The organism is Lactobacillus gigeriorum DSM 23908 = CRBIP 24.85 (assembly GCF_000296855.1).
Taxonomy (GTDB): Bacteria; Bacillota; Bacilli; order Lactobacillales; family Lactobacillaceae; genus Lactobacillus; species Lactobacillus gigeriorum.
On the sequence record NZ_CAKC01000013.1, the window covers coordinates 1 to 23,344 of the forward strand.

Genomic DNA, 23,344 nt, shown 5'->3' on the forward strand with positions numbered 1-23,344 from the left:
ACTGCATAGTCGAGCAGATAGCCATCGTCGCTTACTATTGCATGGACCTTGAAGCCGTAATAGTAGATTTTCTTCGTGGCCTTATAGCCAATATCGGCTATCCCGCGAAAGATTTTGACGCGATAATTGCGAACAGGCTGGCAAAGCGGAACGGGAATGTCAATAATCAAAAGCTCTCCAGTTGTATTTACTTCCTGATTCCAAGCCTGACGAATGCAGCGAATCAAGGGCAAAAGCATTCTTGCCCGGCGATTGAAGCGAGAATGAGACAAGCCGACGAAAAAACTACAGAATCTTCTCTGAGATTCGATTCCAATTTCTGCCTGCCAAATAAGCAATGCCAGAATAGAGCTGTCGGAAAGCTTGACCTGATCGACGTTTCTGCGATGCTTCAATTCGTCGGGAGCATAAAGCTTATACAAGGAACGACAGATTGCATTCAGTCGAGAAAAACGATTAAGCTTGAAATGGTTCAATTAGATCAGACTCTTTTCTATTAATATTTTTACCAACTCGAGTCTAATCCAATTGGACTTTTTTGTTAAAATGATTTAACTAGCACCACGCGTAGATAATATCTTTTTTACCTTGGTAGATAAGGATCAATACATTACTTTTGCGGAATTTAAGGATCGAGTAAATAGTATTGTAGAAGGACCTATGGCTGATAAGGTTGTAAAAAAATTGCTGGAAGTCTTTAAGGAATTTGAACCATTGGGCGTTAAGAGAATAAAAATGTATTAATCGCAGACCAATAAGAAAAAGTAACAGACATTAAAATGCAGGATAAATGATACGCCACGTATCGCAAATCCTGCATTTTTTATGCATCAACGACGGTAATTCTTTCTTGATGATGCTTGGAATTAATAATTTCGTTAACCACTACTTGTGCCATTGTACCGGCGGTAACTTCAGATTTGCCATCTTGGTTGAACAGAAGGTCGTTTCCACCAATTACATAGTGTTCAGCAGCCTTGCCAGCTACAAAGGACATTGATGGAGAAATTCCCAGCCAGTCAACATCAGACACAGTTTGTAAAATTCAAGTTCTGCTAATTGTTGCTTAAGGATGTTGATCCAGGCACCTGAATCTGGTAATTTAGCGATATCTTCGACAAAAAGATGGTGATCATTGCCAGTGTGAAGACTACCTGCACCAAGGATAAAAATTAGCCGGGCAGAAGATTTTCTAGCAACTGCGACTAACTTCTTTGCTACTTCGATTTGTAGTTCAGCATGATCTGGAGCGGTGGCAAGGCAACTGATGATGATATTCAAAGAGCTTACCAAAAGTTGTACTACCAATTCGTCGCTTCAGCTCGCGCAGTTAAAGTTGCGCATGAAATTGACCCAAGCAATGTGGTTGGCTGCATGATCTGCGGTATTACTGACTACCCTGGTACCCCAGACCCAAAGGATATTTTGGCTAATCGTTATGCAATGGAGAAGCAAACTTTCTACTGCGGAGATGTTCAATGCAAGGGTGAATACCCAACTTATGCTCACCGTCTATGGGATCCACACCATGTAGAGCTTGATATTAATGAGCAAGATTTGAAGGATCTTAAGGAAGGTACAGTCGACATGTACACTTTCTCTTATTACCAATCAAATATTGTGACGATTCACGAAGATGACAATCAAGTTCAAGGCAACTTCGCAGCTGGTCAAAAGAATCCATTTCTTGAATATTCTGAATGGGGCTGGTCAACTGATCCAGAAGGTTTGCAATATTATCTTGAAGTTATGTATGACAGATATCATTTGCCAATGATGGTTGTTGAAAACGGTTTGGGTGCTGTTGATCAAATCAGCGAAGATGGCAAGATTCATGACCCATACCGAATCGACTACTTGCGCAAACATATTGAAGCGATGAAGAAGGCAATTGAAAATGGCGTTGACTTGATGGCTTACACTACCTGGGGATGCATTGATTTAGTATCTGCAGGTACTGGTCAAATGTCTAAGCGTTATGGCTTCATCTATGTTGATCGCGATGATCATGGCGAAGGCAATCTTGCTAGAATGCCAAAAGATTCTTTCTATTGGTACAAGAAGGTGATCGCTTCAAATGGTGAAGATTTAAGCGATTAGCCAGATAATTATTTTAGATTTTCCTCAACTTTTTTACTTATACTCCTCTAGATTGTAAAATGCAGGATCTTACGATACGGATATATATCGCAGGTTCTACATTTTTTCTATTCACAAATAGATACAATATTTTCGTCAATTTGTAATTCTACGGTTACTTATTCAGTGTAAAATTATAAATAATAGAAGGAAGGTAAGATCAATGAATCATAAACTAAATCTACTACTAGCAGCTGTTGCGGCTTCTTCTGCTTTAGCAATTAGCCAGCCAGCTCAAGCTGCGACAACCTTATCTAATTACGGGACAAGCTATATTCGCAAGGGCCAGTACCGCATTCACCTGAAGTCGGCGGGCCGAATAACGGTTAATACGTCAGCTAAATATGAAATTACCAACACACTCGACTGGGAAGCTATTCCATATGCTGGTTCGAATAGGAAAACCAAGACTTTCTACTTGCGTGCAGGAAATTATAAGCTAACTACTTCAGCTAAGAAATACACTCCGATCAAAATCAACTACACTAAGTTGACCAAATTAGTAAATTCTTTAGCTGACTATACAGTTGAAACTAAATCTGCTCCTAAGCGAATTCCAACTGATATCAAGATGGGTCAGACAGTCAGATCCTTTGATGATATTTTCAAAAAGTATCATCTATCTGGGCAAAAATTATATCAGTTTACCATCGATAAGCCTCAAAAGGTAACGCTAAATTATTCAGCCATGCCGATCTATTATCCAGATGATGGCAACATCTATAGCAAGTCTGAGATTTCAATTGAACCGGTAACTAACTATAGTATTAGCCCAGAATCTTGGAAAATGATTGGTCTAACGACTAACAAGAAGCATTCTTGGTATTTGGCTAAGGGGACTTATGTAATTGAATTTTCCCCTGGTCGCGGTCGTTATAGTTTCAGTTTATCTAGCGAAGATGCGGATGCTAGTCAGGTTATTCCTAATACGCCAACAATTACGGATATTACGCCGGTAGATGAAGGCTTGAAAGTGACCTACAGCAAGGTAGCTAATGCTACTAGTTATGCTTTATACAGCTATCAAAAGCCAGATACTAAGATAGATATTTATAATTTTGACTTCACTTACCCAGTTAATAAGGCACTTACTCGCAATAGCAACGGCCGTTATAGTTATCCAGCTGACTTGACGCAGATAATTCCAAAGAATCAATTGATCAATGGCAATACCTACTACATTGCAGTTCGTGGGGTAAATGGACAATACTTTGGCGATAATTCTGAACCTATCAAGTATACTTATTACGCTTCAAGCAATAATTCGACCGGCTTATCTGCGCCAGTTTTGACTACTAGCTATTACGACGATAATGGTAGCGATGAGCCATATATTTCCGTGAAATGGGACAAGATTGCAGATGCTGACAGCTATGAAGTTGGCTACCATTTGAAAGGCGCAAAATGGCACTACTACATGGTGAAGAGCAATTGGGAAGAAATTACGCCAAGTTTGGATGCTGGCAAAGATTTGAAATTTACTAAAGGGGATGTTTATGAGCTCAAGGTTCGTGCCTATCATGGCTCACAAGCAGGTCCTTGGTCTGAAGTTAAGAATATAACGGTAAATGTTACCCCAGCAGGGTATTGATTTTAGAATAAAAACTTGAGCAATTAAACTAAAATGATATGCTCAAGTTTTTTACTTTTTATAATGGTATCTACAATTGATGATTTGAATTTCATCCTCTGTAAAGGGATGTTTCTTTTTCTCAATAATAAAAGCATAGATAGAAATTAAGTTGAGAATAAGAAAGGAAATAAACTCATGAAATTATTAATTGCTGGTGCTGGCTTTATTGTGAGTGACTTTTTGCCAATTGCTAAGGACATTGAAAACTTAGAATTAGTTGGAATTGCTGGGGTTGAGAGCGATCTAGCTCAAATGCAGAAATATCAAGCTGATTATGGAATTAAACAAGTCTACACTGATTATGATGAAGCTTTAGCTAGGACTAGCGCTGATACAGTATATGTGGCTGTACCTAACTTCTTGCACTATTTATTTGCTAAAAAGGCCTTGTTTGCAGGAAAAAATGTCATTTGTGAAAAGCCATTTACCGTTAAGTATCAAGAATTTAAAGAATTGCGTCAGCTAGCAGAAGAAAAGCATTTAGTCTTAGTTGAAGCAATTACCAACCAATACTTGAGCAACTATCAAGCGTTAAAGGATGAGTTGGCAGACTTAGGAGCGGTCAAGATTGTTTCGATGAATTATTCACAATATTCACATCGCTATGATGCCTTCAAAGAAGGAAAAGTTTTACCTGTTTTTGATCTCAAAAAAGGTGGCGGTGCCTTGATGGATCTAAATATTTATAATATGCGTGGTGCGAGTTAAATCGTTTTAGTTAATAAAAAAGTCCAATCGGATTAGACTCAAAGTGTAATATTCAAAAAGAAAAGAGTCTGATCTGATTGAACTATCCTAAGCTTAAGCGTTTTTCTCATCACTTACAAGTTTCTTTCAAAGATTTAACTAAAATCTGTAGTCATTGGTATCGTTTGTATGCTCCCGATGAATTTAAACATCGTAGAAATGTTAATCAACTTAAAACTTCTGACAGTCTAATCTTAGCTTTGCTTATTTGGCAAGCTAAAACTGGTATTGAATCTCAAAGAAGATTCTGTGAATGTTTTGGTTGCATATCTCATTCTCGTTTTAATAGACGATCACGTCAGCTTTTGAAGCTAGTTTATCAAATTCGTCAAGAGTTGAATCAAAAAATTAATTTAAGTGATCAATTATTAATTATTGATAGTTTTCCAGTTCCAGTCTGCCAACCTATTAGAAACTATCGAGCTAAAATTTTTCGAGATTATGCCGATATTGGCTACAAAGCTACTAAGAAAATTTTTTATTATGGCTTTAAAGTTCATGCGATTGTCAGTGCTGATGGTTATATTCTTTAATTATGCAGTAACTAAAGCATCAGTTCATGATGCAAAAGAAACAGTTGAACTAATGGAGAATACTCACCCGACTAATCATTACCTGCTAGGTGATGAAGGATATTTAGGTAAGCAACTACATAATCAACTAAGGCAAATGGGTTATGAACTCTGGACACCATATCGTAAAAATATGAAAGGTGCAAAAGAGCATAACAATCATCAGTTAATGGCCGTACGTAGAACAATAGAAAGTGATTTTTCACTTTTAACGTACTATAATGCCGAAAACAATCGAGCACGCAGTCTGACGGGATTTCAAGCCAGATTAGAAATAGCTATATTAGCTTATAATTTAGCTTATTGTCTAGAACGATTTAACTAGCACCACGCGTACTGGTAAAATTAAAGCAACAATACTAGAAAAACAAGTGAGAATATGAATTTTAAAATGATTAGTTACAATGTTATTATGAAAAAGCTAGAAGTCAAAAATAGCTTGATGAGTATAAAAATTAACGTTAAAGGTTTATTTTTACCAAGTGTGAGCTGTAACAATGGAATTTCCAGATAAATACAAATTTACTCCAGATCAAAATCGGCGCTTTGCTAAATCAAACTTGGCTAGATTAGTTTTTGCAAATACCTGATTTGAAGGACTTACCATAACACATCCACAAACAGAAACGATTGTTTTAGGTCTGGGTGTAGATGGCGTATCAATCGATGATATTAATACGACAGTGCAGCTGAAGCGTTGGTGGCATAACTATCATGAATTCATATCGCTTGAAACAGCAAAGAATATTAATAGAATTGTTGCTCGCGACGATGCTTTCTTTCCAGGTGAATTAAGAACAGGGCAAGGATTTTTTTCTACTTATAATGGCGATTACATTCCTCCAGAAATAATTGATGCGGACAAAGAAACAGAATTTTTGAATGAATTACCTGCTAGCAATCGTTCAACAACTGATAAGGCATTGACTCTGATGTTCCATAACATGCGTCAACAGATTTTCTGGGACGGCAATAAACGATCGGCTACACTGCTAGCTAATAAATTTATGATCGATAATGGCGCTGGCTTAATCGCCGTTCAAGCTGATAAATATCCAACTTTTTTAAGAAAAATTAGCGATTATTACCATTCCAACGATATGGCGGAAGTAAAATACTGGACATACGAAAACGGTATCCAGGGTATTGATTTGATGAAAGCGAAAAATTGAAGCTGAAGGGAAGCAGAAACATGGAGAATCCAAAAATTCGTTGTGCTTGGGCTGGATCAAAAGACGATTTTTATCAACAATATCATGACCAAGAATGGGGCAAATTAGATTTACGAGAGAATTATTTGTACGAAATGCTAGTACTTGAAAGTTTTCAATCTGGGTTATCTTGGCGCATTATCTTGAATAAAAGAGCCAATTTTCGCAAGGCGTTTGCAGAGTTTGATCCGGAAAAAGTAGCTTTATTTGATCAGGCTGATCTTCATCGCTTGCTAGCTGATGCTGGTATTGTTCGCAATAAAATGAAAATTGAAGCAGCAATCAATAATGCTCGTGTAATTAGTAAAATGCATCAAGCAGGATCTAGTTTATCCCAGCTTTTACAGACCGAGTTTCCTGAAGTTATTATGCACCATCCTAAAACAGATCGTGATGTACCAAGTCAAGATGAAAATTCCCAGAAACTTGCTAAGCGATTCAAAAAAATGGGGTTCAAATTTCTAGGCCCAGTAGCGCTATATTCGTTTTTACAAGCTGTTGGAATCATCAACGATCATATTGACACTTGTCAATTCGAATAAAGCGCTTTCCGCAATTGCAAAAAAGTCTATAATGGACTTATACAGTTAATAATCAGAATCGAGGAATTAGAAATAACAGATGCAGTATTAACAAGAACAGCAGTTAGAAAATATCAAGATCAAAGTTTGACAAGTGAACAATTGCAGAAACTGGTTGCAGCCTTTCAAGCAACCCCAGCCGGTATGGGACAATTTGATGTTATGGAGTTAAAACTAGTTACTAGCAAGGCCTTGAGAGCTGAACTTGAGAAACTTGCCGATGGAGCTTTTTATGGTGCACCTGCGTTATTTGTTGTAGCTACCAAAACTGATAGTCCTTTTGCTGATCGGGATGCTTCTTGTGCAGCAGAAAATTTGATGATCGAAGCCAAAGAGCTTGGCTTAGGTAGCGTTTATATTTTAGGTGGAGCAATGGCCTTGAATAAGAGTGAAAAAGCACAAGAGTTGTTGCACTTAAAGTCTGGCTACAATGTGTCAGTTGTTGTACCTGTTGGTGTGCCAGCTGAAGAACCTGCTACTCCTGATCGCACCGATCGCTACCAAGTTGAAAACCTATAATTGATGTTTAAGAAGCAAAATTGACCGCTTAGCTTTTATTAATTACCTCTTAGTAATTCCTTCGCTTTTTTACAAAAAGTAGTAGTAAAATTAGATTTAAATAAAAAAGAATTGCGTGGAGGTAGAAAAAATGCTGATCATCGATGGTAAAAAGGTAGATCCTGTTGAAAAAGTCTTAACCACTGAAAGCTTTACAAACTTGGAGGTTCATCTCACATCACCTAACTTAAGAATTTTTGCAGGTGAAAAATTTGAAGCAAAGTATGTTGGTCCTGAAGAATACGAACCACAAGTTAAAATTGCAAATGATACTTTAGTTTTGGAGCAACCAAAATCTAAATCTCACTTTATGATAATTTCCTTTAACGCTAGTGACTCAACCGCTTTAGAAGTTGAGGTGCCAAAAGGAACCAAGTTAGGCGATATTTATCTTAAATTAACTAGTGGGGATGTTCAGATTACTAATATTGCTGCAGAAGATCTTACGCTTCGTGCTTCGAGTGGAGATGTAGAAATTTCAGGTTGTCATTTAGTCAATGCGCGAGTAAAAGCTTCGAGTGGCGATAGTGAGATTTATGATTCGACGTTTGAGAATCTGGCTTCAGAACTTGCAAGTGGTGATAATGAACTTCGGCGCTGTGAAGTTACAAATGAAGCTTTGCTTTCAACCGCAAGTGGTGATAACACTGTTTTGAAAACACCATTTGGCAAGATTAGATATTCAACTGCAAGTGGCGATAGTCATATTTTTAGTAGGCCTGAAGACGAAAACTTTTCTAATAGATTAGTTATGGAAACTGCTTCAGGCGATAATAATTATCGTTAACAAAAAAACCTAGCTCAATGATGAACTAGGTTTTTTCATTTTGCACATTATTTTAGGTTCTTAGGATTGGTTTCAGGAGCTAAGAAAAGACAAGTCAATAAGCCGATCAGTAGCACAATACCACAGACCCACATAGCTAAACTTGCACCACCAATATTAGTTAAAATTGGCAGTAAAAATGTTCCTCCAGCAGCTCCGATTCGACTAACGGCGATACTATTACCTACACCTGTGGCACGAATTTTAACGTCAAATAATTCGCTTGTATAAGGATAATCGAGAATCAATTGCATTGAAAGGATAATCGCAAAAAGGGTAAACAACGTAAGTTTAATCAGACTAGATGCATTGGGTAAAGCTGCTAAAGCCATGATTAATAGTGTAGCACTCAAAAACGTACTGATTAAAAATGGTCGTCTATCCATGCGGTTAAAGACCAGGTTTCCTAGTATTACGCCGATAACCATACCACCATAGTAGATTATTCCCGAAACCGTGCCGCTGGTTATTTTCATGCTTGTCATCAAGATAGGTAAAAAGATACTAATACCGAAAAATGAAAAACTTTGCGTAGCATAGAAAACACCACCAACGATTGTATTGCGAAGATATTTTTTGCTAAATAGAGTTGTGTAACCAACGTCGTTTGGCTTTTTGACCTTACGCAATTTCTTTGGGAGGCCCCATTTTTTACCAAGGTGGCGACGAATAACTTTGTGAGCAGTCTTTACCTTTCCTTGACTAGCAAGCCACGTAGGGGAGGCAGGGATATGTAAAAAAGAACGCGTTAGAGCAGTAACTAGACTTAAGATTCCTGGAAAAGCCAGCAAATATTGCCAGGTGTTCTTGCCTACGTTAGGGAAATAAGTTCCTACTAAATATGAAGCAATGAATCCTAAAGTCCAATAAATCAAGAGATTTCCTTGTCGTTTACTGCCTTCTCCGTCAGGTAACCATTCAACTAGTAAGGCATTGCCTACAGTGTAGTCAATGGCCATCATTAACCCTAGTAACAATCTAAGAACAAAGACTCCTGGCCAAGATTGAACAAATAAATGGAGACAAGAAAGCAAGGTAAATAAATACATGTTTATTAGTAAAAGACGCTTTCGTCCGATCTTATCGCCAAGTCTTCCCATCCAAAGGCTTCCAAATAATCCAAGCAAACTGGCAGCACCGATTAATCCGGTCCAAAAGTTATCAATTGTTATGAATTGACTGGCACGATTCATTGCAATGCCACTGATTCCTAAACCAAAACCACAAGTGATTTGGCCAAGAACAATTTCCAAATATACTTTACGGTGCACGGCTGAAAAGGGTGCTTTCTTATAGTTTTTTTGCGGTTGGCTAATAGTTGTATTGTTAACTGACATAACGGTCTAACAGGAAAATTAGACGCAAAATCCCTCCTAAATAATTGAATAATAATATTATTATGATAACAAGACTATACAGGATCTGTCAAAGATTGTGATTTTTACACAATATATTAATGTAAAGAAAAACGCCGGAAAAGTTCCAGTGTTTATTAGTTATTGCAAGTTTTTATTAGTGAAGCTACTAATATTACCAATGCTTTGACCATCAACTTCGTTGGCTTTAAAGGCAACCTTGTCACCTGTTCGTAGAAGGTTAGCACTTGTAAAATCATCGGTGTTGATGGTATAGATCGTCTTGTTACCCTTCAAGGTGAACATCACGCGGTGCGAATCAGCTAAAATCGCCACCCGATCAACTATACCGGAACGTTTTTGCCATTTGCTTCCTGGAGTGTTTTGCGCTACCGCACCACTATTAACTAAAGCTTGACGGAAACGTTCGAGTGCTGAATTGGGATTGGTGCCATTGCCATAGATGCTCTGGTTTGATGCGTCAAGATAATAATATCCACGAATGGCACTTGTGGAGTCAAGGATGGTCATGACCCAAGTTGAGCGACCATTAATATTGTATAAGATTGGCATGTTGGCCTTCCATTGCTGGGCTTTGTAGTCTTGATCGGCATTGTTTTTAGCACCAGTGGAATCCATAATATTGTTAGCGGTATAGAAGGTAAGTTGACCAGTTCGTGCATTAATCATTGAATAACCAAGCGCTGAATCAGAGCCGGTTTTATCAGTAGTAAAATCACTGAAGTAGCTAATCGTACCATTTTCATTGAAAACTGAAGTAACGCCGTTTTCAACCCCATTGCCCGTTGGCTTCATCACGCCAGTTTTGCCGAAGTAGCGATTCCAAAAACCATAGCGGTAAATACCGAAGTCCCAATTGATTTGGTTAGCAATACCGGTGGTGATGCCTTCGTCAATAAACTTAGGCAGGTTGGTTAAAGGATATTTTTTAACTTCTCCCGTTTGCGCATCCATTACCGCAACGTATAATTTTTGGTAATTAACACGGTGGCTAAGAAACTCTGATTTATAGATTGTTTCAACCCAGAACGGTTTACCTTCGTCGTTGATTTCTAGTTGTGGGTCGTCAAGGCTTAACCAGTTGGCAGCGTGACGATAGATTTGCCGTTCTGCGTCGGTATTAAAGTAAGCACTTGTAGCGTATTTATAAGGCATTTTTACAAAATGAGGCGTAGCATTTTGTTTGGTAGCATCGATAATGAAGTATCCCGGAATTTCTCCAGCCTTGAGCATTTCGAAAAAGCCGTTGTATTCAATTGGAATAACATAGACAGGTTTGCCTTGATAAAATTGTGCCTGAACATTTTTGGAAATCGAAAAGTATTGGCTGTTAGGGATGTCACTAGAGGCCTTTTTAACGCGGTTAATGACGGTTTTAGGGGCTAAAGCAATTGGCGTTTCTCCCTTTTTGAAAGTAGGGGCTTGGGTACTTTTGGAGAATTTTTTCTGAATTGAATTCCAAGTTGGCTTAACTGACATAAAGGAATATACTTGTCCACCTACACTCACTAGGGCAAGAAGCAATAGCACTAAAGCAATCCATTTAGGGGCTAGTCGTTTTTGTTTAGCCGGTTCTGGACTAGGTTCTTTACTATGTCTGCCATTTAGTTTGAATTTCAGTTTTTCAGTCAGTAGCCCTCTAATAGATACTAATCCGTCTAATAATAGATAAATGATCGTCCAAATGAAATTGCTACCAATAATACTGAGTAAATTACGTGAAGGCAGGAAGAAGTAGACGTATGTAAATCCCAGTAGTAGCAAAATAATGATACTTATTGTACGTCGCCATAAAGCTTTTCGATCATGGCGCATATAAAAACAGTTAATAGCAAATAGTATCAAGGGAAATGCTAAATAACTGGCTAATACGTGAATCATAAAAACCTCCTATAAAATTTACTAATCTTTTTCTTAAATTATATAGGAAAGTGATGACAGCTAGCAAGAAAAGAAAAAAGACCAAATTTCAAAAAAACGAAATTGGTCAAATTTATAAGATTAAAAACTATTTTCGTAAAAATGCTTGATCTTTATCAGGGAGATCACCATCATCAATGTAACGTTCAGCTCGCATATGTAAGTCATATTTTTCTCTGAGCTTAGCTAATTCGTCCATCATAGGTGTCGCATGGTGACGATCAATAGCTGCTTGATCAGTCCAAGAATCGATTAATAAAATTGTTTCTGGATCTGAAAGCGGCTTGAAGTATTCATATTTTAAATTACCTGCTTCTGCACGAATTTTATCGGCTAAGCCACTGGTTTCCATTTCATGAGCAAATTTATCGGTAGCACCATTTTTACCAGTATAGTATAAGTTTACTGTAATCATGTTTTCCCTGCTATATAAAATGTAGAATAATGTAGATTGATATGTATCTTTTTCTACATTATCAGAAAGAATATATTTCCTTTCCATAATTTTATTTACTACCGTCATCACCAGTATTCCCTTATCCCAACTAGGGGGGGTAACGACATTGACTGGCTCTGATAGCTTAAGGGTGTAGCCCACCCCATTGATTTATTCTTTTTGTCTATTCAATCAGTGCCAAAAGATTGGCTACGGCATTCTCGTCTCTATCTGCTTGATAGCCACATTCATAGCACACGTATTCATTGTGTTTAGTGCCATGTTTGATATTGCCCATCAACCCAACTTTTTCACCGCCCTTTTTGATATAGCCGCAATTTGCGTATCTTTGAGTGCTTGGGTAAAGCCGATCTGCTAAAATCAGCTCCTTGCCATACCAGCTGCACTTATAGGCCAAGACCTGTCTGAAATAGCCAAACAAGGATCTCTGCAAGCCTTTAGAAGCTACGTGTGTCATCTGCATGGACTTAACGTCTAGATCTTCAATCGCAATCTTGTCGCAGTCATCGACCAATTGAGTCGTAAACTTCTGGATCAAGTCGTGCTGGATATTGACTGCCTTACGATAATAACGCTGCAACTTGGCTCTCGTTTTAACATAATTATTCGATGTGGCCGCTTGTCTTCCGTTGACGACACGCTTTTTAGCTAATTGACGTTGATAATGCTTGATACGTTTATAGAGTTTCTTTAAATGATCAGGCAGGGTATTGACTTTGCCTTTGGTATAGTTGAAATGACCAACGTTAACATCAATCGCCGTTTTATTGCCGGTCTTAGCTTTCTTAGCTATTTCAACTTCAAAAGGCAGACAAGCCCAGTACTGGCTGTTTTCTCGATAGATTGAAACAACTTTTAAATCGCCTTCTAGACTCTTAGCGCCTTTAAACTTAATGTCAAACCACTCGGTAATGCCCTGTGGCTTATCAAGCCTTAGCTTGCCGTTTACTATTTTGGCTCGATCGGTTTTGAAGCCCTGTCTAGGAGCTTTTTTGGACTTAAATTTGGGCTTTCCCCAATCTGGAATTGATTTATTAAAAAAATTGCTCCAAGCTTTGCCCAAATCAGAAACAGCTAGCTGCAAGCAGCGAGCAGACAGCTGGTATTGCCAATCTTCCTTGTTAGCGACTAATTCATCTCGAACTTTACGTTCGCTAGGCTTCAGCCTTTTATCGTTTAGAATCAGCGAAACGTCATACATATCGTTCCATAAAGCCAATCCTTGATTCCAGCAATATCTACGATAGTCGCATAGCTTATCAAGAACCTTCTTCATGGCCTTGTTTGGATAAAGCCTGACCTTCTGAACCCGAATCATCTTTTTCACCGCCTTTTAGAGACTCGTCTGCTTTTAATTTGCTTTTGTATTTGCGCAAACCATACAAGCGACAAGAAAACACGTGGACAATACTTACTAGGTCGTCTACCAATTCTTGAGAGGGGCTGGTTTCAATGTTGTTTAGCACTACGATTTTTGTATTGTGCACCTTACATAATCTTTCAAACCAATCATAGCCAAAGCGAATAAACCTATCTTTATAAGTAATGAAAATTGTATCGATTTGATTGTCCATTACTTCTTCCAGAAGCTTATTCCATTTCTTGCGGTTATAATTCAGTGCGCTTCCAATATCAGTAATTGCTTCGTCAAGAATAATGCCTTTGGCATTAGCGTATTGCCTAATAAAATCAATTTGATTTTTTAAGTCGCCTTTTTGACCGTGAGTCGATACTCTGGCATAGGCAATATTCTTGCGAATATTGCTTGCTGGTTGACCGATATATTCTAGATATTGTTCCTCCGTGTAGTATCTTCGATTGGTGGGAGATCGATGGGCTTTTAGAATTCCTTTAGTATCCCAAATTTGTAAAGTTTTAACTGTAACGCCTAATCTTTCAGCCATTTCTTTTGGCTTCAACATCGCCATAATAAATCACCTACATTTTTTCTTTCTATGATTTAATTATAGCTTGTTATTCTATTTTATTCCATATAATTAGATATTTTTGTTAACTGCTAATCATCTCCATAATGTTTATCATAGTTGACGATTTTATTATCGCTGATTTTTGCGGGTATTACCAATAGTAAAAAATGATCCGTAGGAATAATAATTAATTATGTCACAGGTATTATGTTAGCGCTTTTATGAGTGATAAAATTAATATAGTCCAATTTAAAACAGAAATCGAGGATAATAAATGTTACCTAAGAAAACAAATTATGACGTAGTAATTGTTGGCTCCGGCTTGTCTGGCCAAGTAGCAGCAGCTCAAGCTGGTCAACTAGGTTTAAAGGCTCTGGTTGTCGAACAAGGCAGAACGACTGGTGGCTCAGGAAATTACGTCGAAGGAATTTTTGCAGTTGGGAGTAAGATGCAAAAAGAACAAGGAATTAAGTTAACTAAAGAAGAAATCTTACAACATGAATTGGAATTTTCACATTATGAAGCCAATACCCAAATTTGGAAAGATTATTTAGCTAATTCCAGTGAAAATGTAGACTGGATGCAAGAAATGGGCGTTGACTTTACGCAAGTTGCAACTTTGGGTGTGGGAATGGACACTTGGCACATGTTTGCTGGTTTAGGAAAACATGCTATTCATGAAGGGCTAGAACCAACAGCCAAAAAATTTGGGGTTGAATATGTTACATCGTGCAAGGCTATGGGATTAAGCTTGAATGCTGATGCAATTTCAGAAGTTACAGTTCAAGATTACGAAAGTAAGGAAGTTGCAACTCTTCAAACTAAAGCGGTTATTCTAGCCAGTGGAGGTTATTTAAATAATCAACAGCTTTTAGAAAAATATTCGACTGCTAACGCTAATCGCATTGTGCCAATGAATTCAGGTAAAAGTGATGGCTCAGGACTTGGGTTGGCATGGAAAGTTGGTGCTAAAAAGTATCGTTTAGGCATGGCGATGATGTTTGGTGGGCAAGTCAAAGAATCTAGTCAACCTGCTTATAAATTCTGGAAAAATGATTTGGGCTTAGCTGCTTGTGAGATGGCTCCACTTTGGGTAAATGAAATTGGGGAGCGCTTTGTTGATGAGTCGGTTTTCCGAATCTGGTCTCATGCAGGGAATGCCATTATTCAACAAGAAAAAGTCTATGCGATTTTAGATCAAGGAATTATTGATAAATTTGCTGATGAAAAGCTACCCCGAACTTTAAAACCATTGTCAGATCGAACAAGATTAGAGCATTTAAAGGACATAATTGCTGATTGTGAAGCTCAAAAAATGCAATTTTTGACAAAAGCTGATTCAATTGAAGAATTAGCAGAAAAATTGCACCAACCACAATTATTAGCTACGGTTCATCGCTACAATGAATTTTGTAAGCAAAAGCAAGATCAAGACTTTGAAAAACCCGATAACTTTTTAACTGCTGTAAAACAAGGGCCATTCTATGCCTTTGAATTAGGTGTTGGTGCTTATTGTACTATGGGTGGGTTAAGAATTAATCGTGCCAACCAAGTGCTAAATGAAGCAGGATTGTCGATTGAAGGCTTATATGCCGTTGGTTCAGATGCTTCAGGTGTTTTAGTTGGCGATACTTATGGCGTTAGTGTACCAGGATCAGAAGCAGGGTACTGCGTTTATAGTGGACGTAACGCTGTTCAACAAGTAGCCAATAAAATTTCAAAATAAGCCATGAAAAAATGGTTCAGTCGAGATAAATGACTGAACCATTTTTTGATATTAACTTATTTACTCTTGATGTAGTTAACTCCATCAGCTGCAGGTGCAGTTGACTTTCCAAAGAAGGCAACCAATACCACGATGGTAATAACATATGGTGCAACTTGCATATAAACTGAAGGAATATGTGAAATACCTGGCAATTGGTTACCAATAATACTCAAACTTTGGGCAAAACCGAAGAAGAGGGATGAAAGCATTGCTCCAATTGGATTCCATTTACCAAAAATCACGGCTGCTAAGGCCATAAATCCTTGTCCAACGATCGTAGAAACGGAGAAGTTACCTGAGATCGCTTCGGCAAAAATAGCGCCACCTAAACCTCCTAAGAAGCCTGACATAAGCACGCCAGCATAGCGCATCTTGTAAACATTAACACCTAAGGTGTCGGCAGCTTGAGGATTTTCACCTGAAGAACGCAATTGTAAGCCAAAACGAGTTTTGTAAAGTACCCACCATAAAACAATTGCTAGCACAATTCCGCACCAAGCTGGAGCCGAAGTGTTGGCAAAAAAGATTGGTCCAATAACTGGAATCTTGGCTAAACCTGGAAAACTGTAGTAACCAAAGTTAGCGCTAATGTTTTCAGTTTGACCCTTGTCATAAAGAGCTTTAATTAAGAACACTCCTAGTGGTGGAGCCATCAAGTTTAACACAGTTCCACTGATCACGTGGTCTGCGCGGAAATTGATGGTTGCAACAGCATGTAGCAATGAAAATAATAAACCAACGATTCCGCCAACTAAGGCCCCTAACCATGGCGTTAAACGTCCAAGGCTAGAAGCAAAAGTTAAGTTGAAGACAACAGATGAGAAGGCGCCCATGGTCATAATTCCTTCTAGACCAACGTTAACGATCCCGGAATTTTCACTGAAGACACCGCCTAGTGCCGTAAAAATCAATGGTGCAGAATAAACTAAGGTTGATGAAACGATCAACGAGAGCATTGTTTGGAGATTCATTTCGCCTGAGCCCCTTCCTTATCTATTTGAGAACTTTCAGTTTCCTTGACTTTGATTGGTGTTTTCTTATCTTTAAAAAGTAAACCAATTACATAAGAAATTGCGATGAAGAAAATGATTGCAGCAATTACGATGGAAACGATTTCATAAGGAATACCGGCCACAGTCTGCATTCCCAAACCACCAATTTTTAAAATTGAGAACAAAATTGATGCAATCAAAATTCCTAATGCCGTACCGCCACCTAACAAAGCAACGGATAAACCGTCCCAACCTATGTCAACACTGGCTGTTTGTGTAAAGTAATTTTGATAAGTTCCTAAACCTTGAACTACACCACCTAAACCAGCAAAAGCACCAGACAACAGCATCGAAGTGATAATGTTCTTTTTATCAGACATTCCTGCGTAGCGACTGGCAAAAGGATTAAGTCCAACAGCTTTGATTTCAAAACCAGTTGTAGTTTTCTTCATGATGAACCAGAAGATAATCGTTGCGATAATGGCTAGGAAAATTCCGGCATTGATTCTGGCACCGCCAAACATGTTGCTTAACCAATCTAAATGCAAGCTTCCGTTAGGTGAAACTGCTTTGGTAGTATCAGTGTCGACTCGCAACTTAGCCGACATTACTTGTTGCATCAGGTATTGGCTTGAGTAAAGCACAATATAGTTAAGCATGATTGTAGTAATAACTTCGTTTGTACCAAAATAAGCTCTTAGAAAACCAGCAATACCAGCAATAATTGCTCCAGCAACTGCACCAATCACAATTGCTAGGGGTAATAGGATTACTTTAGGCATATGGGGATTAGCTAAGACAAACCATACGGAACTTAACCAACCTGCTTGAGCCTGTCCGGGTAAACCAATATTGAAAAAACCAGCCGTTGAAGCAATAGAAAATCCAATTGCGGTGAAGATCAAAGGCGTAGCTTCACGAATAGTTTCACCGATTCCGTTCATATTGCCTAGGGCACTATCAAACATAGAAGCATAGCCTTCGAATGGATTATATGACCAAATCAACATGATGATAGCTCCAACTAAGAAGCCAGCTATAACGGAAATGATCGGTACTAAAATTTGTTTTGTTTTTGCACTTACTTTAATCACGAGCGACACCTTCTTTTACAGTTTTACTACCGGTCATCAACAAGCCAAGTTCAGTTTCAGTAGTGGTTTCTGGTTTAACTTCACCTGATTTTTGACCGTCATGAAGCACGAGAATACGATCTGATAGTTGCATAATTTCGCTTAATTCATATGAAACTAAAAGAATAGCTTTACCATTAGCTCGCTCTTGTAAGAGTTGCTTATGGATATATTCGATCGCACCAACGTCTAATCCTCTCGTAGGCTGGAATGCAATGATCAAGTCGCTATTGCGATCAAGTTCACGCGCAATAATTAATTTTTGTTGGTTACCACCAGAAAGTTCGCCAGCAGCTAAGTTAATGCTACTAGTTCTGACATCAAATTTTTTAATCAGTGCTTTCGCATGTTCTTGAATTTTGCCAAAATTCATAATACCGTGTTTGGAATATGGTTCTTGGTAGTATGTTTGCAAAGCTAAGTTGTCAGAAAGTGAAAGGGGAAGGATCAAGCCATATTTTTGTCGGTCAGCTGGAATTGAACTAACGCCAAGTTCAGTGATCTCACGCGTTTTTTTACTCGCAACGTTCTGACCCTTAATTGCAATTTGACCAGATTTAACTGAGCGCAAACCGGTAAGAGCTTCAACTAGCTCATCTTGACCGTTGCCATCAATTCCGGCAATTCCCAGAATCTCGCCGCCTTTAATATCAAAAGATAAGCCTTTAATAGCTAAGTTACCTCTGCTGGCAGCAACTTCGAGGTTTTCTACTTTTAAAATGGTATTGCCAACTTCGGCTTCTGGTTTAGATAGCGTCATTTGAACATGGCGACCTACCATTAATTCAGCAAGCTTTTCATCAGTAACTTCATTAACGTTAAACGTACCAACGCTTTTACCAGCACGAATAACAGTTACGCGATTAGCAACGGCTTTAATTTCTTCAAGTTTGTGGGTAATCAAAATGATCGATTTGCCTTCTTGAGCTAAGCCTTTCAAGATCTTAATAAATTCCGTAATTTCTTGAGGAGTTAATACCGCCGTTGGTTCATCAAAAATTAAAATATCAGCTCCACGGTAAAGCACCTTCAAAATTTCCACTCTTTGTTGCTGTGCTACCGTGATATCTGAAATTTTAGCATCGGGATTAACGGCTAAACCGTAATGCTTGGAAAGTTCAATAATTTGTTCTTTTGATTTCTTAAGATCAAGCATCATTCCTTTAGTTGGTTCATGCCCAAGAATGATGTTTTCTAATACTGTAAAGGCATTAGCTAGCATGAAGTGTTGGTGAACCATCCCGATTCCCAAGTCTTTTGCGCGAATAGGGTTGTCGATTTTGACATTTTCTCCCTTAACCAAAATTTCGCCACTAGTTGGTTCAAGCAGGCCAGAAAGAATACTCATTAAAGTTGATTTGCCCGCACCGTTTTCACCTAATAAAGCCAAGATTTCACCTTGCTTTAGCGTTAAGCTGATGCCGTTGTTGGCTTTGAAACCGTTAAAATCCTTAACGATCTCTTTCATTTCGATAATGTTCTTTGTTGGTTCATTCATAATAAATTCTTCTTTACAAAATAGGCTGGGATATATGTCCCAGCCCGAATAGATGATTAAAGAGATATTTGTATATGGACAAATATATAGGGGGTTATTTTGAAGGAGTTGTGGCAACCTTGATCTTGCCGGAGATAATTTGGTCTTTAGCTTTTTGAACTTCTGACCAAGTCTTGGAAGAAAGATTGCCACGGGTAATTGATACACCGTTGCCCTTCAAGCTGTATACAAGGTGCTTACCACCAGGGAATTTGCCCTTGTATGCATCGTCAGCGATTGACTTAGTTGCAACGTCAAGTCCTTTAAGAACTGAAGTCAAAGTAAAGTTTGACTTTTCGCCACCTTTAGCAGTGTATTTACCCAAGTTTGATTGATCAACATCAACCCCGATAACCCAAACTTTTTGGCTTACAGGACGAAGTTGGTTGTAGTCTTTGGCTTCTTGGAAAACACCGTTACCTGCAGAACCAGCTGCTTGGTAGATGATGTCGGCTTTGTTAGCATACATTGATTGAGCAATTGATTTTGCCTTATCAGTTGAAGTGAAGTTACCGATGTATTGAGTTTGAACAGTAATCTTCTTGTGCAACATCTTTGCTCCTGCAGCTACACCTTGCTTAAAGCCGGCTTCAAAGAGGTCGATGATTGATGACTTAGCACCACCAATGAAACCGACATTGTTAGTTTTAGTGGTAAGAGCAGCAGCTAAACCACCTAAGTATGAAGCTTGATTACTTTCAAAAGTTGCAGAAACAACGTTCTTCATACCTGGAACAACACTGTCGATGATTACGAAGTTTTTGTTAGGGTTCTTCTTAGCAGCAGCCTTAACAGAGTCGGCTAACATGTAACCAACACCGTAAATGGTTTGGTAACCAGCGCTAGCAGCTTGGTTAAAGTTAGGGGTGTAGTCGCTAGCTGAGTTAGATTGGAAGTATTGGTAACCACCTTTACCACGCTTCAAACCGTGTTCTTCACCATAAGCTTTAAAACCAGACCAAGCAGCTTGGTTGAAGGAGTGGTCGTCAACACCGTTTGAGTCAGTGATCAAAGCGATTGAGTGCTTAGTGTCACTAGCTTTGTTGCCACTACCTCCTTGCTTTTTGCCTGAACAAGCAGTTAAGGTAAGACCAACAGCTGCTAATACTAAACCGAATGAGCAAATCTTCTTAAACTTTGAATTCATTTTTTCCTCCGAAAAAAATTATACGAACGATTCTAAGATGATATTAACAATTTATTTGTATTTAGTCAATTTAAAACATCTTATTTTATTAAAAAATTTACGTGTACCGTTTTCAATACGTACAATTTTCGAAAAAAAAGGACTTATAGTTAACTATTTGCTCTTAGGATGGATCGCTACAGAAATTTTGTTTGCCAAAATCTCGCTACGGGCGATACGTGAGGCTTTCCAAGCAGAAGCAGAGATTTGACCGCGAGTTATTGAGACACCATCGTTCTTTAAGCCGAAGATCAGGTTCTTGCCACCAGGGAATTTACCCTCATATGCTAAATCAGAGATTTGCTTAGTAGCGACATTGACACCAGTAATTACAGAAGTCAAAACAAAGTTAGACTTTTGACCACCTTTTGCAGTGTAGTTACCGAGCATCGATTGATCAACGTCAACTCCGATTACCCAAACCTTTTTGTTAGCTGGACGAGTTTGGTTGATGGCTTTAGCTTCTTGGAATAAACCGTCGCCGGCACCACCAGCAGCGTGGAAGATAATATCGGCATTTTTGGCATACATTGATTGAGCAATTGATTTTGCCTTGTCTGAACTATTAAAGTTACCAATGTATTGATTCAAGATTGTAACTTTCTTGTGAAGCTTTTTAGTGGTATCTTGAACTCCTTGAGTAAAACCGGCATCGAATAAATCAACGATGTCGCCATGCGCACCACCAATAAAACCAACTACGCCAGTCTTAGTCGATTCGGCTGCAACTACACCGGCTAGATAAGAGGCTTGCTCACTACGGAAGTTAGCAGAAACCACATTCTTTTGACCTTTGATGATATCATCGACAATGGCGAAGTTCTTCTTAGGATATTTCTTGGCTGCAGTTGAGATTGCATCTTTTAATTGATAGCCGATACCAAAAATAGTTTGGTAACCAGCATTTGCAGCTTGATCAATGTTAGGCACGAATTCTGAAGGACCGCCAGTTTGGAAATATTGGTAACCATTTTTACCACGGCTTAAATTATGTTCTTTACCATAGGCAAGGAATCCATTCCAAGCTGATTGGTTAAAGGAGTGATCGTTAACCCCATTGCCATCGGTGATTAAAGCGACTGAGTGCTTGGCATCGCCAGCTTTATTGCCACTTCCACCTTGGGTTTTACCAGAACAAGCAGTTAAAGTTAAACCGACTGCCAAGGCAATACCAGTAATAGAGATTGCTTTTTTCAAATTAAACTTCATAGAAACATATCCTTCCAAAAAAATTAACAGAATGGATAATAACAATATTTTGTGTTGGTGTCAAAGCCACACCACAATATCATGTACGGTTGAATGCGCATTGTGAAAAAAATCATTTATTGTTTAAGCTTGTGGTCATGGGAAAAATAGTGATTTTGAAAATATTTTTTAAAAAATTTAGATCAGATACTATATATAGTGATTTAAAGTATCACAGAATACTTTATTTAGCATTTACTTTATTGGCTGATGACTGCTAAAGTAGACTTGAAAATAAATAATGAGGTAAGAAAGATGTTGATGATTGCGGTCGATGTAGGAACAACTAATAGTAAGGTGTTAGTTGTTGATCAAATGGGAAAGGTTAGGGCTAAGGCTGAGAATGGCTATCATTTAATTTCTCGAGCACCTGGGCAAGCAGAAGAAGATCCGGAATTAATTTGGCAGGCGATAAAAAAAGGACTATCTGAAGTTGCGGGAGCAGTTGATGAAGAAGCGACGCTTTGCTTTTCAACGGCAATGCACAGTTTGTTGGCAATTAATCAAAATAAAGCTATAAGTCCGTTATTTACATGGGCAGATACTAGATCTGCGAGATATGCAACAGAAAACTTAAAAGCATTTGCTTTGGCTTCTGGCGTTCCGTTACATCCAATGATCCCATTGGTTAAACTAGCATGGCTAAAAGCCGAAAATAAACCATTATACGAGAAAGCTGAAAAATGGCTTGATTTAAAAAGCTTCTTAATGAGTAAGTTTACTGGAGAATACGTAACTGATTATGCATGTGCTGGTAGCTTTGGCTTGTTGGATTGTCAATCGATGCATTGGAATCGAGATGCCATGAATGAATTAGGCCTTAGCAATGATCGATTGCCAAGGATTGTTGCAACAAAAACGATTTTTCCGATTGTCAATAAAAAATTGCTTAAAGAATTAGGTCTAAATATTAAACAGCTTGTAATTGGAGCCTCAGACGGCACTTTAAGCAATTTAGCTCAAGAAGAGAGTGATCATAGTTTTTCCATCACCATCGGAACCTCAGCAGCAGTACGAGGAGCGATTGATCATTTGGCACTCGATCCGCAAAATTGTCTCTTCACTTATCGTTTGGACAATAAGCAATGGGTTATGGGCGCTCCATCCAATAACGGAGGCAATATCTTAGCTTGGTGGCAAAAAATCTGGAATGTATCTTATGAACAAATCGGAGATTCGTTAACTGAAGCTTTAATAGGAGCAGATGGTGTCCGTTTTTATCCATATTTATACGGCGAACGTGCGCCGTTATGGGATGCGAACGTAACGGGTAAAATGTTAGGCTTATCAGCAAATATTACTCAAAGTGAGATGATACGAGGCGTTGTAGAGGGGATGTTATTCAATATCAGAAGTAACTATGATTTGTTGGTAAAAATATTGCCTAAACCATATCAGATTAACTTGAGTGGTGGAGTATGTCGCTTAAACGGATTGCCCCAAATGTTAGCAGATATTATTGGCTTGCCTGTAAAAGTTGCTAGCCAAGCAGATAGTTCAGCCACAGGCGCTGCCATGCTGGCTTATGCAGC

Annotated in this window: 22 protein-coding genes and 2 pseudogenes; 11 read left to right on the forward strand and 13 right to left on the reverse strand. The window is 38.4% G+C overall.

Annotated features, from left to right (window positions below; translation table 11 throughout):
- A partial coding sequence (locus BN52_RS09685; RefSeq protein WP_277812860.1) for a transposase occupies nucleotides 1–476 on the reverse strand: 476 nt, incomplete at its 3' end.
- A gap of 112 nt (nucleotides 477–588) precedes the next feature.
- Here BN52_RS09685 and BN52_RS10025 point away from each other — a divergent pair.
- Complete coding sequence (locus tag BN52_RS10025; RefSeq protein ID WP_008472244.1) at nucleotides 589–744, forward strand: hypothetical protein; 156 nt, start codon at nucleotides 589–591, stop codon at nucleotides 742–744.
- 79 nt (nucleotides 745–823) lie between these two features.
- Here BN52_RS10025 and BN52_RS10030 read toward each other — a convergent pair whose 3' ends face one another.
- Nucleotides 824–997, reverse strand: a complete 174-nt coding sequence (locus BN52_RS10030; RefSeq protein ID WP_008472245.1) for a Protein of unknown function — start codon at nucleotides 995–997, stop codon at nucleotides 824–826.
- Nucleotides 985–1,308, reverse strand: coding sequence for an NAD(P)-dependent oxidoreductase (locus BN52_RS09575; protein WP_162260490.1), 324 nt, complete (start codon nucleotides 1,306–1,308; stop codon nucleotides 985–987). The genes BN52_RS10030 and BN52_RS09575 overlap by 13 nt, the downstream gene beginning before the upstream one ends.
- Here BN52_RS09575 and BN52_RS01260 point away from each other — a divergent pair.
- The 8 genes and pseudogenes from BN52_RS01260 to BN52_RS01295 all read left to right on the forward strand — a co-directional run.
- Nucleotides 1,252–2,100: pseudogene (locus BN52_RS01260) on the forward strand (glycoside hydrolase family 1 protein); the annotation flags it as partial. The gene BN52_RS09575 and the pseudogene BN52_RS01260 sit on opposite strands and share 57 nt — an antisense overlap.
- 202 nt (nucleotides 2,101–2,302) lie before the next feature.
- A complete protein-coding gene (locus BN52_RS01265; RefSeq protein ID WP_008472249.1) occupies nucleotides 2,303–3,730 on the forward strand; it encodes a hypothetical protein in 1,428 nt (475 codons plus the stop codon).
- Between the two features lie 177 nt (nucleotides 3,731–3,907).
- Complete coding sequence (locus BN52_RS01270; protein ID WP_008472250.1) at nucleotides 3,908–4,480, forward strand: Gfo/Idh/MocA family protein; 573 nt, start codon at nucleotides 3,908–3,910, stop codon at nucleotides 4,478–4,480.
- A 77-nt stretch (nucleotides 4,481–4,557) separates the two neighbouring features.
- Nucleotides 4,558–5,416, forward strand: a pseudogene (locus BN52_RS01275) (IS982 family transposase).
- Between the two features lie 358 nt (nucleotides 5,417–5,774).
- Entirely contained in the window at nucleotides 5,775–6,263 is a 489-nt protein-coding gene (locus BN52_RS01280; protein ID WP_008472255.1) for a Fic family protein, read from the forward strand.
- A 20-nt stretch (nucleotides 6,264–6,283) separates the two neighbouring features.
- A complete protein-coding gene (locus tag BN52_RS01285; RefSeq protein WP_008472257.1) occupies nucleotides 6,284–6,844 on the forward strand; it encodes a DNA-3-methyladenine glycosylase I in 561 nt (186 codons plus the stop codon).
- A 72-nt stretch (nucleotides 6,845–6,916) separates the two neighbouring features.
- Nucleotides 6,917–7,402, forward strand: coding sequence for a nitroreductase family protein (locus BN52_RS01290; protein WP_040473285.1), 486 nt, complete (start codon nucleotides 6,917–6,919; stop codon nucleotides 7,400–7,402).
- A 130-nt stretch (nucleotides 7,403–7,532) separates the two neighbouring features.
- Nucleotides 7,533–8,228 carry a DUF4097 family beta strand repeat-containing protein gene (locus BN52_RS01295; protein ID WP_008472259.1) on the forward strand — a complete coding sequence of 232 codons (696 nt, stop codon included), beginning with the start codon at nucleotides 7,533–7,535 and terminating at the stop codon, nucleotides 8,226–8,228.
- 47 nt (nucleotides 8,229–8,275) lie between these two features.
- On the opposite strand, the gene BN52_RS01300 is transcribed toward BN52_RS01295, so the two are convergent.
- From BN52_RS01300 to BN52_RS01320, 5 genes are all read right to left on the reverse strand, one after another.
- Nucleotides 8,276–9,604: an MFS transporter gene (locus tag BN52_RS01300; RefSeq protein ID WP_008472260.1), complete on the reverse strand. Its 1,329-nt coding sequence runs from the start codon at nucleotides 9,602–9,604 to the stop codon at nucleotides 8,276–8,278.
- A gap of 159 nt (nucleotides 9,605–9,763) precedes the next feature.
- Nucleotides 9,764–11,524, reverse strand: a complete 1,761-nt coding sequence (locus BN52_RS01305) for a hypothetical protein (RefSeq protein ID WP_008472261.1) — start codon at nucleotides 11,522–11,524, stop codon at nucleotides 9,764–9,766.
- Between the two features lie 127 nt (nucleotides 11,525–11,651).
- Nucleotides 11,652–11,978: a putative quinol monooxygenase gene (locus BN52_RS01310; RefSeq protein ID WP_008472262.1), complete on the reverse strand. Its 327-nt coding sequence runs from the start codon at nucleotides 11,976–11,978 to the stop codon at nucleotides 11,652–11,654.
- Between the two features lie 205 nt (nucleotides 11,979–12,183).
- Complete coding sequence (locus BN52_RS01315) at nucleotides 12,184–13,338, reverse strand: RNA-guided endonuclease InsQ/TnpB family protein (protein WP_040473286.1); 1,155 nt, start codon at nucleotides 13,336–13,338, stop codon at nucleotides 12,184–12,186.
- Nucleotides 13,280–13,948: an IS607 family transposase gene (locus BN52_RS01320; protein WP_008472265.1), complete on the reverse strand. Its 669-nt coding sequence runs from the start codon at nucleotides 13,946–13,948 to the stop codon at nucleotides 13,280–13,282. The genes BN52_RS01315 and BN52_RS01320 overlap by 59 nt, the downstream gene beginning before the upstream one ends.
- Nucleotides 13,949–14,222: 274 nt before the next feature.
- Between BN52_RS01320 and BN52_RS01325 the strand changes: the two genes are divergently transcribed.
- Nucleotides 14,223–15,674: a vinyl phenol reductase gene (locus BN52_RS01325; protein ID WP_008472266.1), complete on the forward strand. Its 1,452-nt coding sequence runs from the start codon at nucleotides 14,223–14,225 to the stop codon at nucleotides 15,672–15,674.
- A gap of 56 nt (nucleotides 15,675–15,730) precedes the next feature.
- On the opposite strand, the gene BN52_RS01330 is transcribed toward BN52_RS01325, so the two are convergent.
- The 5 genes from BN52_RS01330 to BN52_RS01350 all read right to left on the reverse strand — a co-directional run bounded on the left by BN52_RS01330 (nucleotide 15,731) and on the right by BN52_RS01350 (nucleotide 21,773).
- Nucleotides 15,731–16,687, reverse strand: a complete 957-nt coding sequence (locus BN52_RS01330; RefSeq protein ID WP_008472267.1) for an ABC transporter permease — start codon at nucleotides 16,685–16,687, stop codon at nucleotides 15,731–15,733.
- On the reverse strand, nucleotides 16,684–17,802 hold the full coding sequence (locus BN52_RS01335; RefSeq protein ID WP_008472268.1) for an ABC transporter permease: 1,119 nt from the start codon (nucleotides 17,800–17,802) through the stop codon (nucleotides 16,684–16,686). Before BN52_RS01335 ends, BN52_RS01330 begins: the two co-directional genes overlap by 4 nt.
- On the reverse strand, nucleotides 17,795–19,339 hold the full coding sequence (locus tag BN52_RS01340; RefSeq protein ID WP_008472269.1) for an ABC transporter ATP-binding protein: 1,545 nt from the start codon (nucleotides 19,337–19,339) through the stop codon (nucleotides 17,795–17,797). The genes BN52_RS01335 and BN52_RS01340 overlap by 8 nt, the downstream gene beginning before the upstream one ends.
- Nucleotides 19,340–19,433: 94 nt before the next feature.
- Nucleotides 19,434–20,525 (reverse strand): BMP family lipoprotein, encoded by a 1,092-nt coding sequence (locus BN52_RS01345; protein WP_008472271.1) that lies wholly within the window; start codon nucleotides 20,523–20,525, stop codon nucleotides 19,434–19,436.
- Nucleotides 20,526–20,678: 153 nt separating this feature from the next.
- The gene (locus BN52_RS01350; RefSeq protein WP_008472272.1) at nucleotides 20,679–21,773 is read right to left on the reverse strand and encodes a BMP family lipoprotein; all 1,095 of its coding nucleotides are present in this window, start codon (nucleotides 21,771–21,773) and stop codon (nucleotides 20,679–20,681) included.
- A gap of 294 nt (nucleotides 21,774–22,067) precedes the next feature.
- Here BN52_RS01350 and BN52_RS01355 point away from each other — a divergent pair.
- Nucleotides 22,068–23,344, forward strand: a 1,277-nt coding sequence (locus tag BN52_RS01355; protein ID WP_040473287.1) for a gluconokinase, incomplete at its 3' end; no start/stop codon positions are given.